At 35.7% G+C, this 16,374-nt stretch carries 12 protein-coding genes; 1 reads left to right on the forward strand and 11 read right to left on the reverse strand.

Going from position 1 to position 16,374, the window contains the following annotated elements:
• Window positions 1-55: 55 nt before the first annotated feature.
• The 10 genes from gatB to EGI24_RS15145 form a co-directional block, all read right to left on the reverse strand.
• Complete coding sequence (gene gatB, locus EGI24_RS15100; RefSeq protein ID WP_255049305.1) at window positions 56-1,498, reverse strand: Asp-tRNA(Asn)/Glu-tRNA(Gln) amidotransferase subunit GatB; 1,443 nt, start codon at window positions 1,496-1,498, stop codon at window positions 56-58.
• Window positions 1,499-1,627: 129 nt separating this feature from the next.
• Complete coding sequence (locus EGI24_RS15105; RefSeq protein WP_255049306.1) at window positions 1,628-4,171, reverse strand: TonB-dependent receptor; 2,544 nt, start codon at window positions 4,169-4,171, stop codon at window positions 1,628-1,630.
• Window positions 4,172-4,278: 107 nt separating this feature from the next.
• Window positions 4,279-5,172, reverse strand: coding sequence for a gliding motility protein GldN (gldN, locus tag EGI24_RS15110; protein ID WP_255049307.1), 894 nt, complete (start codon window positions 5,170-5,172; stop codon window positions 4,279-4,281).
• Window positions 5,173-5,191: 19 nt separating this feature from the next.
• Window positions 5,192-6,790 (reverse strand): gliding motility protein GldM, encoded by a 1,599-nt coding sequence (gldM, locus tag EGI24_RS15115; RefSeq protein WP_255049308.1) that lies wholly within the window; start codon window positions 6,788-6,790, stop codon window positions 5,192-5,194.
• Window positions 6,791-6,850: 60 nt separating this feature from the next.
• Window positions 6,851-7,663: a gliding motility protein GldL gene (gene gldL / locus EGI24_RS15120; RefSeq protein WP_255049309.1), complete on the reverse strand. Its 813-nt coding sequence runs from the start codon at window positions 7,661-7,663 to the stop codon at window positions 6,851-6,853.
• A 49-nt stretch (window positions 7,664-7,712) separates the two neighbouring features.
• Window positions 7,713-8,801 carry an SUMF1/EgtB/PvdO family nonheme iron enzyme gene (locus EGI24_RS15125; protein WP_255049310.1) on the reverse strand — a complete coding sequence of 363 codons (1,089 nt, stop codon included), beginning with the start codon at window positions 8,799-8,801 and terminating at the stop codon, window positions 7,713-7,715.
• 215 nt (window positions 8,802-9,016) lie between these two features.
• Window positions 9,017-9,967, reverse strand: a complete 951-nt coding sequence (locus tag EGI24_RS15130) for a type IX secretion system membrane protein PorP/SprF (RefSeq protein ID WP_255049311.1) — start codon at window positions 9,965-9,967, stop codon at window positions 9,017-9,019.
• Between the two features lie 78 nt (window positions 9,968-10,045).
• A complete protein-coding gene (locus EGI24_RS15135; protein WP_255049312.1) occupies window positions 10,046-10,831 on the reverse strand; it encodes a uroporphyrinogen-III synthase in 786 nt (261 codons plus the stop codon).
• A 64-nt stretch (window positions 10,832-10,895) separates the two neighbouring features.
• Complete coding sequence (locus EGI24_RS15140; RefSeq protein ID WP_255049313.1) at window positions 10,896-12,056, reverse strand: DUF4271 domain-containing protein; 1,161 nt, start codon at window positions 12,054-12,056, stop codon at window positions 10,896-10,898.
• Window positions 12,057-12,096: 40 nt separating this feature from the next.
• Window positions 12,097-12,546, reverse strand: a complete 450-nt coding sequence (locus EGI24_RS15145) for a methylglyoxal synthase (protein WP_255049314.1) — start codon at window positions 12,544-12,546, stop codon at window positions 12,097-12,099.
• Window positions 12,547-12,668: 122 nt separating this feature from the next.
• Between EGI24_RS15145 and EGI24_RS15150 the strand changes: the two genes are divergently transcribed.
• Window positions 12,669-14,126 carry a magnesium chelatase gene (locus EGI24_RS15150; protein ID WP_255049315.1) on the forward strand — a complete coding sequence of 486 codons (1,458 nt, stop codon included), beginning with the start codon at window positions 12,669-12,671 and terminating at the stop codon, window positions 14,124-14,126.
• A gap of 49 nt (window positions 14,127-14,175) precedes the next feature.
• Here the strand turns inward: EGI24_RS15150 and EGI24_RS15155 are convergent, their stop codons facing one another.
• Window positions 14,176-16,311: a gliding motility-associated C-terminal domain-containing protein gene (locus EGI24_RS15155; protein ID WP_255049316.1), complete on the reverse strand. Its 2,136-nt coding sequence runs from the start codon at window positions 16,309-16,311 to the stop codon at window positions 14,176-14,178.
• Between the last annotated feature and the right edge of the window lie 63 nt (window positions 16,312-16,374).

Here is a 16,374-nt window from a genome sequence, read left to right on the forward strand (position 1 = left end):
TTATTTTTTTCTTCATTTGTTAGATTTTACAAATGAACGTATGTAAATATTTTTTTTACTTCAATTTATCTGCCAAAAGTGCGTTGAGTATTTTTGGATCTGCTGAACCTCTAGATTTTTTCATGACCTCACCGACAAAAAATCCCATTAACCCTTTTTTCCCTTTTTTGTATTCATCCACCTTAGCCAAATTTTGACTCAATACCTCTTCTATCCAAAGGTTCATGGAGTCTGAGTCTTGACTCTGAATCAAATTGTTAGACTTAGCCAATTCTAAAATATCACTTTCAGGTTGGGCAATTAACATATTCATTAACACTTGGGCGGCCGAATTGCTAATATTTCCTTGGTCAATGTTTTTAATCAATTCTGCCAGTTTATTCGGCTTTACAGCAAATTGGTCAATATCAATTCCATTTTCATTCAAATATCCTTTTATGTTTGACAATATCCAGTTTGAGACACTTTTATAGTTTTTTGTGTGTTCACAAGTTTCTGTAAAATAGTCACTTATCGATTTTTCCTCCGTTAATAAATAGGCATGTTCTTCTGAAATACCCATTTCTTTGCTGAAAGTTTCAAACAATTCAAACGGCAACTTCGGCATCTTTGATTTTGCTTCAGAAAGCTCAATGTCGCTTATAATTATCGGTGCTAAATCGGGCTCAGGGAAATAACGATAATCGTTCATGGTTTCTTTCACTCTCATACCAAAAGTTTTTCCTTGTTCGGGGTCAAAACTCCTAGTTTCCTGTATTATTGTGCCATTGGCATCCAATATGGCAGCCTGACGCTCTATTTCATATTCTGCTGCTTTTTGCAGAAACCTTATAGAGTTCATATTTTTGATTTCTACTTTTGTTCCTAGTGTTGGGCTGCCTTTAGGTTTTAATGACACATTTAAGTCGGCTCTCAATGAACCTTCTTCCATATTTCCATCGCTGATACCCAAGAATCTTACCATTTTGCGAATCTCCGCCAAATAGGTTGCTGCTTCTAGTGGCGAAGACATACATGGTTCTGAGACGATTTCGAGTAGGGGAGTGCCCGCTCTGTTGTAATCCAAGCAAGTATTGTTTGGTTCAATATCGTGAATAGATTTTCCTGCATCCTCTTCCATGTGAATGTGATGGATTTTTACAGAATGGTCGCTAAATTCTTTGCCTTTTTTTATTTTAAATTTCACTTCGCCACCCAAACATATGGGCGATTTGTCTTGAGAAATCTGGTATCCTTTTGGTAGGTCAGGATAGAAATAGTTTTTTCTATCAAAAAAATTAAATTGGTTAATCTCACAATTGAAGGCCAAACCTAGTTTAATGGCAAATTCTACTGCTTTTTGATTAAGTTTAGGCAATACACCCGGATGTGCTAAAGTAATAACTCCAATATGCGTGTTGGGTTCTCCACCAAATTTGTTTGAGTCTGAGGCAAAAATCTTACTTTCAGTGTCGAGTTGGCAATGAACCTCCAAGCCAATTACAATATCGTATTCCATACTTTAAATTTTCACAAAAATAATCTAAAAATGCTAAAAATGCCCTTGAAAAGGTAATAAATCAAAAAAAAACGGGCAATATAATTTTGAAATTATACTGCCCGTTTTAGCGAAATTTTTCTCGAACAATTAAAGCTTGAGGTTTATTTTTGCATAATAAAAAGCACCATTACTTCCCATCTGAACAGGATCCCAAGCACCACCAGATTCTGTATAGTAGCCAGACGACATATCAGGGTAAACGTTGAACAAATTGTTCGACCCTATTGAAAGTCCAAGTTTTTGAGAAATTTTATAATTGATTGATAAATCTGTAGTAGTTTTTGGATTATAGATATCGTTTTCAGCCACATCATAATTCCAATCGGCCAATTCAATTTTACCGAATCGTACAAACCTTACCATCGTACTGAATTTCTTAATCTGATAGTCTAAAGTCAAGTTAATTTTTGAAGGTGGGGCGGAAGCTTTCAGAAAATACTGCTCTCTTAGGTCAAAATAAGTGTCTTCTTTTCCAGCAAGTTTTGCATTGGTGTTGATTTGGTCTATGGTCAAATCATTGAAATTCATCGCCAAACTTGTCGTTAAATATCCTTGACCAACCTTATCCTTGTTGCTTAAAATTATATCAAGTCCTTTGGTAGTGGTATTTACGGCATTGGTAAAAAACTGAGCTTTGGCCACATTTACATTTTTCAACAACTGACCTATTTGCTCATCTTCGTCGGTAAACTGGCCCGTCAATACTATTCTGTCTTTTATTTGAACCCAATATCCATCAACTGTCAAAGAGAAAGTATTATTTGGTCTAACTGTAAAACCAAGGCTAGCGTTTTTAGAGAGTTCTTGCTTTAAGGGAGGAATTCCCAATGCTTTTGTAACTTCACTATTATTTCTAGCTATTAATACTTCCACTGGATTACCATTGATAAAGTTGGTAACTGTAGAGTTGAAATTAATTTGAGGCAAAGATGGGGCTCTGAAACCTGTACTTGCCGTGGCTCTTAAAGTTAAAACGTCGTTTATTTTTAGTCTAGATGAAAGTTTACCATTGATAGTATTTCCAAAATCAGAATAATTCTCAAATCTTACAGCAGCACCAACCATAAATTTCTTGGTAAAATCAGCTTCGGTGTCGAAATACAAACCAAAGTTTGATCTTGATGCTTCAATCTCATCGCTGGGCTGAAATCCTGGAAAACCTTGAGAGCCACCTGGTACACCCGTAATATAGCTTTTGTAGGATTTTTCTTCTCCTGCAAAAATCGCATAGTTTTCTATTCTGTATTCAGCTCCATAGGCTATGTTTAGGCCAGCCATTTTGTCTTTCAAAAATTTAGAAAAACCAAGGTTAATGGTGTTTTGATTTAAACTAAAACCTCCCGCTTCAAATGCTGTAGGTGAGGTCGCTCCAAGTGAGGAGTTTAAGGTATTTTCCAAAGAATAATCAAACCTATTTGAACCAAATGTATTGCTCAAATCAATATCCCAGCCTTTTAGTTTAGACTTGATACCTGCTGCTATGGAGTTGTCCTTGATATCTGCTTTAATCAATGGATCGAATCCATCAGGATAGATTGAAGGAATGTTACGGTCATCATCAGAAAATCTTGTCCAAGCATAAGATTCTCCCTTTCTAATGTTTGAACCGCCAAATACGTAGATTGCAGTGTTCGAATTTATGGGAAAATTGGAGTTCAAATAAAGTGAAGTATTTTGAGCTCTTGGGTCACCAAATTCTCTTCTGGCCAATTCATCTGCTGCTGCATTTGCACGGTTGGTGTGATCTCTAAAATTGAAATCACCCGTCAAATTCACAAAGCCGCCATTTCCGACTTTCAAGCCATAGTTGGCGTTTACGTTATAATTTAAGCCATCAAATTTCTTTTCATCAAATCTATATCCAGCTTTATAAATACCAGAATTCGCATTTATCTCCAGCTGGTCAGTAGTTTTCTTCAAAACAATATTGATTACTCCTGCTATAGCGTCTGAACCATACTGTGCTGCTGCTCCATCACGTAATATTTCTATTCTTTCGATGGCTGCAGCGGGTATGGTATTTAAGTCAGTTCCTGTATTTCCTCTTCCTCTTGTACCATATATGTTTACCAATGAACTTTGATGTCTCCTTTTGCCATTTATTAAAACCAATGTTTGATCTGGTCCTAATCCTCTAAGTGAAGCCGGATCAACGTGGTCAGTACCGTCAGAACCAGACTGTCTGTTGGAGTTGAAAGAAGGTGCTGCGAATTGTAAAAGTTGATTCAAATCCAATTGACCTGTCTTGGTGGTAATGTCTTTGATATCAATGACATCAATAGGAGCGGGCGTGTCAGTTGCAGAGCGATTAAGGCTTCGAGAGCCTACTACAACTATTTGGTCCAATAAGTTGCCTTCTTCTAATACAATTGTGGTTGATAAATCAGAACCTTTTACTTCTTTTGACTTGTAGCCTATGTAGCTAATTTGAAAAATGGCTGATAGGTCGCTTACTTTTATCTGAAATTTCCCTTCAGTATTGGTAGTTGTGCCATTGTTTGTGCCTTTTTCCACAATAGTAGCACCTATGAGTGCTTCTCCACTTTGGTCAGTTACCTTTCCTGTGATGTTCTGTGCGAATAGTTGTGTAACTGCAAAAAGTAGTGTTACGAATAATGTGATTTTTTTCATAGATTATTATTTAGTTAATACAACAAAACTAAGTTTTTCTGGATAATCTCAAAAAAAAGAGGGGTAAAACTTTAGTTTTACCCCTCCAAAATATTTTTTTATTTATATTAAAACTCCCAAAGGTTATTTTCCCATTCTAACAACTCATATTCAAGTTGTTGAGATTTTTGAAGACCTTCCTTAGGTGTTTTGAATATTTGATCCAAGTATTTATTCCCAGGATTTGATTTTTTGATGATTCTGCCATTGAACAATCTCAATTCAAATGCATCTGCCAAATTTTTGTGTTGAGCAGTGTTAGCAGAATTATACCAAATACAATTAGGGTTTAATCTAAAGTAAGATTCTAGCTCTTTGTATTTAAACGAAGCTAACTCTTTCTCTAAACCATCGCTCGATAATTCAGAAGGTATTTTGATGGTAACACTCTGTATGTCAAAATATTGACGAGAACGTTGTTTGTCAAAAATCCAATCTTCTTTTATCTCAATTATGTATAAGTCTTTGGCAAATAGCTCATAACCTTCAGCATCAGCAGCTGCAGTTGTTGGTTTGGTACCTGAGTTTTGAGAAGTAGTTTCAGTGGCTGCACCACCGCCTCCCCAGCCGTCATCTTCTGAAGCAGCACCTTCAGTTCCAAAACCAGCTTCAATTTCTTCTTTGGACAATCCACCACCTTCAAATTTCTTCGTAAGTCTTCTAGTGAATTCTTCCAAAGTAATTTTGGTAGATACGGAGTCATTGTCATACGGTTCCAAAACACCAGCTTTTACACCATCTATCAAATGTTTGGTGATTTCGGCCCCGTTGGCAAATAATGGCTGATTGGCCTTTTCATTTAAATCTAACCTTCTCCAAAGCGTTAGTTTATACATCACGTTTGACTCGTGAACCGGACGCAACGACAGTGGATTAATACCATTGTCAGACTTCTCCTGAGCAACAACTGCACTCGTAGCCGCTAGGCCTAGTAGGCAAGTTAAAACTGTGATTTTTTTCATTTATAAATTATTTAAAATTTTATCTTAAAGGTATCGTAAAGCTCATTTCACCTACAGACACTTCTTCAATTTCTCCTTTAAAGTTCTTTCTTTGTACTTTGTTTACTGTAATAAGATATCTATCACCCGGTTCTGCTTGTTGAGCTAATGCACCGATGTTTACATTACCAGATTGGTTTTCCAACTTTCCTTTTGGTCTAGTACCTGATGCTAAGTAGATATTAAAGCTAGAAACTCTAAACGTGGCATCCTCTGGATTTGTTGCCTTAAAATCTTCATCTGCAATTGCATTTACGGAAATTGTTCTAACTGATGAAGCCGCTAATCCTCTTTTCGAAGTTTCGTCAGAAACCCTTTGTCCATTAGCAATAGCAGAAATAGTTGGCTTAGGAACTTTTCTTACAGAGAAACCAAATGAACCTAATGCAATACCATCATTATTTACTTGCAAATTCACTTTAGCAAGATTAGGAACAATAGTAACTTTACCACCACCTCCAGGAATAAATTCTGCTCCAGTTCCTGAGAAAGTTGGTTTAAATAAATCTCTCAAACCTGGTGAAGATGTTTGAATTCTATTGGCACATTTAAAATACAATGCAGGCATAGATTGCGACATTATTTCTACCGAAGGTTTCAAAACTGTATATTCTTCTTGTTGCGTTACGGTTTCTCTTGTTCCGTCTGGTTTTGGATAGGAAACAGTAGCGGTATAGCTTCTTTTCATCTCGCCATTGGCATCAAAAGTACCTCCAGAAGTTCTTACTTCGTAAGTTCCTTTTCCTTCCTTTACTGGCAAACCTGATCCGTTGATACTTATCGAGGGAGTTATAGCACTCGAATAGGCACCAATTGCAATTTCTGCTTTGTAAGTTTGACCTGCAACAACCGTTCTTGAATCTGGTATAACCACAGCAAATATTTTGTCAAACTTAATTTCTTTGGCCCCTACTTGAGAAGCCAAATAATCTAAAATTTCAGATTCGTATCTTCTAATATCTGACTGTTTCTGACTTAAACTTGCCAATGCAGCTGGTACAGGCGTTTGGGCAAACATCAACTCTGCAAAATCTTTGCTTCTTGTGATAGCATCTGTACTTTGCATTGCTGGGTCATTTTTGGCGTCTAAAGCCAATGAACCCAATTTAATGCTTGGTGCAAATTTTTGTATTTCGGCTACATAAGCTTCAAGCTTTGCCTTCAATTCGTAACCTTTTTTGTTTTTTACAAAAATATTAGCAACTTTTTCTTCTTCTGCTAAATTTTTAATTCCTCCTGTTTCAGCATCTACACCACCACCGGCATCTTGAACTATGATGGATTTTAATCCTTCGATATAAGTGATGAGTTCGGCTGTTTTTTTTCTAACAACAGTACCATTGTTGTAAAGTTGTCTATACTCTGGTTTTCCACCTGCTTTTTCTACTGCGTCATTCATGGCAGCCAAAGTTCGGTTGTTTGAATCATCAGCTGCTTTATTGGCTTGCTGAAGGGAGTTGTTGAGTAAAACAAACTTTTGTAATATCGCATTACTGACTTGAAGGGCTAGCATCGCAGTCAGAACGAGATACATCATATTGATCATCTTCTGACGTGGACTTTCTTTACCACCTGCCATATTCTTTATATTTGAATTTTAATATTTCGATTTTAGGGAATAAATGATATGTAAGTTTTATTATTGCTTCATTGCAGAAAGCATACTTCCATAAACATTGTTCAAAGAGGCTAAGTTATTGGTTAGCTTGTTCAATTCCGATTTAAACTGTTGCGTGTCTTTTGAAGCCTCTTGCATGTCAGACATGGCACTAGAAAGATTTCCATAGAATGAATTCATTGATTTCAAATGTCTGTTGGTATCTTGAAGTTCAATTTCATACACTGCATTCAATGCTCCCATATTCTGAGATATTTTTTGGAATTGCGTTCTGTATTCCTGAGCGTCTTTTGTTGCATCACTCATACTCATCATCGAATTTGTTGCATTGCTCAAAGATGCATTCATGTCACCGATTTTTCCAGAAGCTTCTTTTACTTTAGAAGAAAACTCATTGGTGGCCACTGTAGCTGATGCAATCTCACCCATGTTGGAAACTGAACTAGATAAATTTTGAAAGCTACTTTTTAGACCATCAAAAATATCTGGAGTGATTTTAGCATTGGCCAACATATCGTCCATTTTAGCAGTTAGTCCTAAACCTGCGGGTGCTGCAGCCATTGATCGATTAGGTAATTCACCTTTAAATTCAGTAGATAACTCAGGGTAAACTTTTTCCCACTGATATTCAACATTTGGTCTCAAAAAAGATTGTAGTGCATAGATTACAAATATTACAACTTCAGTTCCTAAACCTACAGGTAACATCCAGTTTGCCCAATCATAGTGCATGATTTTACCCATTGCACCCAGGATTACTACTGCTGCACCAATACTATAAAAGAAAGGAATATATTTGTCCCAAAACGCACTTGGACCATTACTTGCTGCCATGATTTATACTTTAATTTTTATTTATTATTTTAATATAGTTTAATTAATATTATTCTCTTCCAGGTACAGATCCTAATCTGTCCATTACACATCTGAAGCCAATGTAAGATCTCGTGGCCGTACGATATTCGAAAGTGGTTGTACCTGTTTCTAGGAAATAGGCCACATCTTTCCATGAACCGCCTTTAACTACTTTTCTAGGCTCATCGTCTTTGTCATAAGAAGGGTTTAAGTCCCAGGTGACTGGCATGTAAGAATCTGAGAATGCATCTTGTGTCCATTCTGCTACATTTCCAGCCATGTTGTATAAGCCATAATCATTTACATTGAAGGCATTTACAGGGGCTGTATATTGGTATCCATCTTTTTGATAATTTCCTCTATAAGGTTTGAAGTTGGCTAAATAACAACCTTTGCCATTGGCTACATATGGGTTACCCCAAGGATATTTCGCTCCGTCTTTGCCACCTTTGGCTGCCCATTCCCACTCGGCTTCTGAAGGAAGTCTAAATCGGGGAGATTTGAATTGCTCGTTTTCCGCTCTAAAATTGTTGTATAATTGTGTTCTCCATTTCGCAAAATATTGAGCAGCATCCCAGCTAATACCCACTACTGGATACATGTCAAATGCAGGATTGCCATAATAGTTTTCGGTTAATTGGTCACCATTGTGATAAGTAAAATCTTTTTTCCAGACTGTGGTATCTGGATATAGTTTCGTCATAATAAATTCTTCTCCAAGAACTGAAATTGAGTCAGCCATGATAGAGTTGACAAACATTCTATATTCGTGATTAGATATTTCTGTATCATCCATATAAAATGGAGAAATCGTAATTCTCTTGTTTAGCGTTATACGAGCAGACATGATATCTTCATCAGTTTGGCCCATGGTAAATGAACCAGATGGAATCAATACCATTCCGTTTGGTGCAGTTTGTTTGTAGCCTTTTCTGGCAGTAGCAATTATTTCCCCATTTCGAATTCCGTCTAATGGATCAGCCGCATCGCCTCCTTTCTTTTTGCCCAATCCTACTTTGTCCATTGTTTTGTTAAGAAAGCCGCAGCTTTGCATAAAAACAACAGGAGCCATTATTAAAAAGGCTTTTACTAAAATGTTTGAAAATTGCTTGTTCATAATCGAAAACAAGATGGTTAATTTAATTCTTAAATTATAACTGCCTAAACGTAATATTTTTATCTAATATTGTACTTGCCCAAAAAAAACCTATTTGCATTAGATGTATTTACAAAAATAGTATTCGCATAAATCATGCCAATAAACCAATAGTTTTTTTTGAATTGTAGCCAATTATTTATTATTGGTTTTATAACAAAAACTATGCCGTTTAATCATATACTGTACCTCGGAGTTTTTATAATTGATTTTCTGCCAATCTTAGGTGCTCCAAACGAATACCTTAGGAAAACTTCATGTGAGGTATTGGATTTTGCTACAGTTCCAAAATTTATAATGTCTATTGCATAGCCGAGTTTTACAGTGTTTTTCATAAAATTGCCACCAATTAATACTGAAGCCGCATCTTGCCATCGATAATTAACACCAGCCCAATATTGTTGATTATAAGTAGCAATCGCCCCAATTTCTGTTGAAACAGTCTGTAAATCAGACTTCAATATAAATGTTGGACTGAGGTCGAGCGTATAAGTGATGCCGAAATCATATTTTCCTGTTAGATAATAAGATCTTTTATCTTTAAATACGCCTTCCACATCATTTATTTTATAACCTGGTTCTAAAAGGTTTTTTACAGATAATCCAAGTTGATAACTTGGATTAAACAAATAAACTCCCGTATTTATATTCGGAGAAAATGAGTTAATGGTTGTATTGGGGATTAATGGATCTTCTTCGTCTCGAGGGCGATAGTATTCGCCTTGTAACTTTAAATTGTTGGCTCCAACACTTATACCAACTCCAAGTATGTTACTGTTTATCCTTTTGTGATAAGAATAAGCCACTTGAAACTCCGATTTAGACTGGATATTTGTAAAATTATTATTGGAAAAGTATATTCCAAGTCCACCTTTTGCTTTTGCAAATGGCAAATCTGCAGAAAAAACAGAAGAAAGATTGTTTCCTCCTTGGTCAAAATCGGCTAGGTAGCCTGTGTATTGTGACCTTACTGTAGCTTGAACTTGGGTTCGATTTGAACTCCCAGCAGCTGCGGGGTTAATATAAAATTGGTTGAATACATATTGCGTAAATTGAGGAATGTTTTGAGCAACACTCAACTTGCAATATGACATAAAAAGCAATATGTAGAAATACTTTTTAATCATTCTTTATATTAGGAAAAAACTATTCCCTGATTATTAACATTCAATAACATGAATTATTTTCTAATCAGGTTCTTTTTATTACAAATTGTTGGCTTTTTTGATATAAAGTTCCAAAGCTCCCACCATAGAAGGGGCATTGGGCAACGGTGCCTCTATATCAAGAATCAAACCAAGGTCTCTGATTGCTTTGGCGGTTGTTGGGCCAAAAGCTGCCAATCGGGTATTATTTTGTTTCCAATCTGGAAAATTATGAACCAACGAATGAACACCAGAAGGACTAAAAAAACAAATTATATCGTAAAATACTTCTGTTAAATCTGACAAATCAGCAGGAACTGTCTCATACATGATGGCTTCAGTTAATGCTATTCCGTGCTTTTTTAACATATCTGGCACAGAATTGTTTCGAATATTTGAGCAAGGGAAAAGATATTTTTCATTTTTGTGTTTAATGAAAAAAGGTTCTAAATCGGCTGCAGTTTTATTGCCAGCAAATATTTTTCTTTTACGTATCGTGATGTATTTCTGAAGATAATTGGCCGTTTGCTCCGTAACACAGAAGTATTTCATGTCAATAGGAACTTCTATTCGCATTTCTTCACATATTTTGAAAAAATGATCTACCGCATGTCTACTAGTAAAAACAATAGCCGTATGAGCTAAAATATCAATCTTCTGTTTTCTGAATTCTCTATGATCTGACTTCTTAACGTCGATAAAATTTCTAAAATCGACTTTTAAGTTATAGACTTTGGTCAGGTCAGTGTAAGTTAGAGATTTTTCACCTGGATTTTCTAGAGTAATTAATATGCTATCAACTTTTTTTAGCCTACTTTCTTTTTGAATATCTGTCATTTCACTCATGCAGAAAAAATTTGAATTAATCTTTGGTCTTATCACCTAGGCCATTCTAGGTTAGTTTGTATTGTTAGAGTAGAATTCTTATTCCTAATACAATTGGAAACACTTCTACAATGCAAAGATAGGAAATTAAGTAAAGAGTTTTGATATTTCCGACTCTATTTATAGTAAAATAGATTAGTAAAGTCCTTAGTAAGTAGAAAATTATTAATACTAAAGTGAATAAATATTTGAATTCAAGGCCGATTTTGATGTGGGTGTTAAACCCAATCAGTAGTAATATCAATACTATTGAAAAATAGTAAATAGTCGTTTGGATTATCTTGAAATAATGAATATCAACTATTTTTTTTATGTTAAAAAGCTTACCCATAAGATTTATGTAGAAGTATTTTAGCACAAATGATACAAAAATCAATAAACAGATTTTGAAGAAATTTGTAGTCAAAATTCCAAATGTGTTACCGTTCTGGAAAAAGAAGTTTTCTTTGAAGAAACTGAGTCCATTAGACTGCGATAACATAATTATGAATCCAGAAATTAAACTTAATAAGATAATGAACATCATGTTTGGCCTGTCCATGGGTTTATTTACAAGAAAGGAATTTTCCTTTGGTATAAATGCTGAAAGGTCCTTGAAGCTGTAATATTTCTTGAAAGCTTTGGTGTAGTTAGAGGCCACAAAACTTAACATAATGATATTGATAAAAAACACAAACACCAAGCTGCTGTTTAGGTGTGAATTCCCTCTTGGGATAAGATTCAAGAAACTGTTTTTTGTTTTTTCAACAACTGAAATGGCTTGTGATGTTGGATAACCTATAAAAACAGTGTTTTTATCTGGCGAGTTAGAGCCGAATATACTGAGAATTGTTTCACTCTTTTTTAATTCTTTAATGATCTCTTTGATGCTATATACAACCCATTTATCTGTAGAAAGACTTTTTTTTAGACGGTTATCAAAAAAAAGGTAGTTGTCTTTTTGATTTGTTTTAATTACTAAAAATGCTCCTGGATAATCATTCAGGTTTATCTTAACTGAAAATACTTTATTGGTGTTATTGTTTTCTGATATGTAGGGTGTGTAAGCCTCTAAATCCTTGTCATATTCAGTCCAATCATTTTCGAAATTATGAATTATGTTGTATCGGTTTTCTGGACCACTTGGGTTAGTGGCAAACGCTATCCTGAAAAAAAATATTGTGACAACTAGAAATATGTACTTCAAACCCTTATTTTTTTTGCAAAAATACCAATTTTGATTGATTTTAAAAATCTTTTCTTTTGATATAGGTGGTGTAGTCTGGTATTTTAACTTCATATTTTTCGTGAAAAAGTGGCGAAGTGAGCATGAAGTCAGCTGTGGAGCGATCGCAGGCTATGGGGATGTTCCAAACCACGCCTAGCCTAAGCAAAGCTTTGATATCAGGATCGTGAGGTTGGGCAGACATGGGGTCCCAAAAAAAAATCAGAATATCAATTTTCCCCTCTGAAATTAAAGCTCCAATTTGTTGGTCACCTCCTAAAGGTCCACTAAGGAGCTTCACAATCGGAACCTCTAATTCTGACTCAATAAGCATTCCTGTGGTGCCTGTTGCAAAAAGTTGATGCTTTTTTAAGGTGTTTTTATTGTACTTGACCCATTCTACGAGTTCAGGTTTTTTGTTGTCGTGAGCTATTAGGGCCACTCTTTTACGTATATCTAAAGTTCTATTCATCAGCTTAGAAAATTTGTCAAATATAATTTCTTAAATGCAGATTTTGCAATTATTCTTAAATTCGTTTATGCCAAACCTTTTGTTTTAATTTTGAGTTAGTAGTTTAAACATCTTTCGAAACAATGGAGCTTTTAGAAATAAATACATTAGGCCAATTAAAGAAGCACGGCTACAAATCAAAAAGTATAAAGGAAGAACTCAGAGACAATCTGATTAAAAAACTTCAGAATAAAGAGAATATTTTTGAAGGTATCTGGGGTTATGAAAACACGGTAATTCCTGAAATAGAAAAAGCCATTTTGTCGATGCACAACATCAACCTTTTAGGGCTTAGAGGTCAGGCTAAGACACGAATAGCAAGGCTTTTCACCCATTTGTTGGACGAACATGTGCCCATAATACTTGGAAGTGAATTGAATGATGACCCACTAAAACCCATTTCGCGATATGGAAGAGATTTGGTAAAAGAATTGGGTGACGAAACCCCAGTAGCTTGGTTACACAGAAATGAAAGATATTCTGAAAAGCTTGCCACGCCTGATGTGTCCGTTGCAGATTTGATTGGCGATGTGGATCCTATCAAAGCCGCCACACTGAAATTACCGTATTCAGACGAACGCGTAATCCATTTCGGCTTAATTCCCAGATCAAATCGTTGTGTTTTTGTAATCAATGAACTTCCAGACTTGCAGGCAAGAATACAAGTAGCTTTGTTTAATATTTTACAAGAAGGAGACGTTCAGATTCGTGGATTTAAGCTTTGGTTGCCCCTGGATATCCAGTTTGTCTTTACGGCAAATCCAGAAGATTACACCAATCGTGGAAGTATTGTAACACCTCTTAAGGATAGAATTGATTCACAAATTATTACGCATTATCCCAAAAGCATTGAGATTGGGAAGAAGATTACCCAGCAAGAAGCCAAAAGAAAAGATGGTCAAAAAGGTATTTTTGTGAATGAAATTCTTCAAAATTTGATTGAAAAAGTAGCCATTGAAGCAAGGAATAGTGAATTTGTGGATGCTAAATCTGGTGTTTCAGCCAGAATGACCATTTCAGCCTTTGAGAATCTTCTAAGTTCGGCAGAGTTAAGGGCTTTAAAAAACGGCGATAAGAAGCCAAATTTAAGGCTTTCAGATATTTATGGAGCTATATCGGCCATCAACGGAAAGATCGAATTGGTGTATGAAGGAGAATTGGAAGGGCCGGTTTTTGTGGCCCATAATCTTATAGGAAAAGCCATCAGGTCCGAGTTTATTGCTTACTTTCCCAATCCTGAGAAACGAAAGAGCCCTGATTATAAGAAAATAGTAGAGTGGTTTGGCAACGGAAATTCTCTGACTTTTTTGTCAGATGAAAATCAAAAAGCTTACAAACAAGGTTTGCGAAAAGTGGATGGCTTGCTTGATTTGGTAGAAAGATTTTTCCCTGAAGAAACCGCAGAACAAAAGGATTTTTTGATGGAGTTTGTGTTGCATGGCATGGCTGAATACTCATTGATTTCAAAACAACCATTGGATGAAGGAGTGAAGTTCAATGATTTATTAGATAGTATGTTAAGCAAAGAAGATTTTGAATAAAAAAGGGGCATAAGCCCCTTTTTTTTGATCTAATTATTCATAAACAAATTTAGCGAAGCAAAAGAACAGATCCTGTTTTTCTAAATGATACTCCATTGTCACTCACGGCCTGAATTGTATAGGCATAGGTTCCAGGAGGAGCGGGTTTTACACCATTTTTTTCGGTTCCATTCCAAGATTCTGCAAGATTGTCTGCTTCAAAAATCGTTGCCCCCCATCTATCAAAAATCTTAAAACTTCCTGAGGCAACAAATTTGCCCATTATTTTAAATGATTCTGAATCATCAGGGCCTTTTCCGTCTGGTGTAAACGCAGAAGGAGCAAATAGTCCTGGTGGAACTTGTAAAACAAATGGATTAGAGTAAGAATTTATAAACTGGTTTGTAAATAAATCAGTATCTACATATTGTCTCCCCATTACTCTAAATTTTATCTGTGATTGTACAGATCCATCCAGCAGGTCTTGAACAGATTGCTCTAGTTTTTCGGTAGTTTTCAAAGGAATAAAGGAATTAAAACCTTCATCAAAGTATTCCAAACTGTAATCGACAGGAGAGGCACTGGTGTAAATATCTGGTGGAATCAAATAAGGTGACCAATTGAGCGTACCTTGACTTTTAGAATTTAGCATAATTGTGCAAAATGGATCCGAAAGTTCAGAAACTACTCCACATTTGTCCTCTATCTGATATTTATAGCAATAAGATTTGATTTCAGCTGAAATGGCCACATCGTCAAATACGTTGGCATTTCTTTCTCCCAATTTCTCAAAAACTTGGCTTTCGTTTTCTGCTCTAAAAAAAGTATATTTGTTTTGGATACTGGTGTTGGCATCGGTTACAATATTTACCCTGACACGTGTATCATCATTTGGGTCAAATCCTACAGATACCAAATATTCTGGTTTAACAGGCGTAAGATTTGATTTTAGGTCAACAGTTATTTGTGCTGAACGGATGTTGATTGGCCAAGCAGTGCCTTCAAAAGTAACATTTGCATATCGGTATAAAACTCGATACAGGTATTTTTTTGAGCAGTCTAAAGATGCATCAGTATATACGGTGGTAATTGGGCTAGGAAAAGGAATGTTGTTAAGGCAATTGGTACAACCTTCTACATCTTTTACCAAATTCAATCTGGTTGGAATTGAATTAGGTTCTGTGGGTAAATTCCATTTCATGTCTACACTACTGCTAGATTTTACTGAAGCTTGCAAGTTTACTGTACAAAGTGTATTTAATGAGAAGACATCTAAACCACATGAGTTTTTACTTCTAAGTTTGAAACAATATTTATTGTTTGGGTCTAAGCCTGTTATATTTGCCACGCCATTAATTCCATCAGCGAGTTTAGTCCAATTGGACAAGGCTGAACCATTATCAACGGCTGCCATTACATCATATATGGCACCTGTAACGCCACCTGCAAACTGTAATTTAACTTCTTTTCCATTGTTTTCTCCTTCAAGCGTATGCAAAAGCGTATTTCTGTCTGAATCAGGGGATATTTGAACGAAGTTTGAAGGGCATATTGGAGAATTGTTTCTTATATAACTACCTTGGATTTTTATGGCATTTGGAGTTCCCGAATAAGTTTTTTTTCTCTCTTGAGGAAGTACTGTTGATGATGTATTTATAATATCTGTGGTACCATTTCCCCAGTCAATCGTGTATCTATTGTATTGATTTTCAGTAGCATTGGGTATGGTTACCGTAACAGTATTCCCTCCACAAGATGTTGCGGTAACAGTAGGTATGCTTGTTAATAAGTTTTCTTGCAAAATACAACTAAGATATTTATTCCCATTTTTTTCACCTTTCATTAATATCCAATGATATCCAATGTTGAGCTGTTTCGAAACGGTATTTGCTACTCCAGCAACACCATTGGTGGCTGTGGCAATGTTGAAATTGTTGTCGATATCAAAATAGAATATGGGATTATCTACAAAAACGTTGCGATTGGGGTCGTTTTTATTGGTGATGGTTACATTGGTTAATGTACTTCCCCCTAAAGCAACGCACGAAATGGGAGGTGCTACAGACATGGCCCCGCCAGGTAGATATCCTGCCGGTGGTGTTGTACAAATAGTAGGCGTTGCTGGTGGAGTTGACTGGCTCCAGCCAGCGGTGGCCATTACCATGAAACTAATAAAACACAGCGTTTTATTTTTTAGTAACGACATAATGGTAAACTTTTTAATATTATACTCAATAGCTTTAAAGTTTGAAATCAACCAAAAATCGTG

The sequence above is a fragment of the Lacihabitans sp. CS3-21 genome (assembly GCF_024343675.1).
In the GTDB taxonomy this organism is placed as follows: domain Bacteria; phylum Bacteroidota; class Bacteroidia; order Cytophagales; family Spirosomataceae; genus Leadbetterella.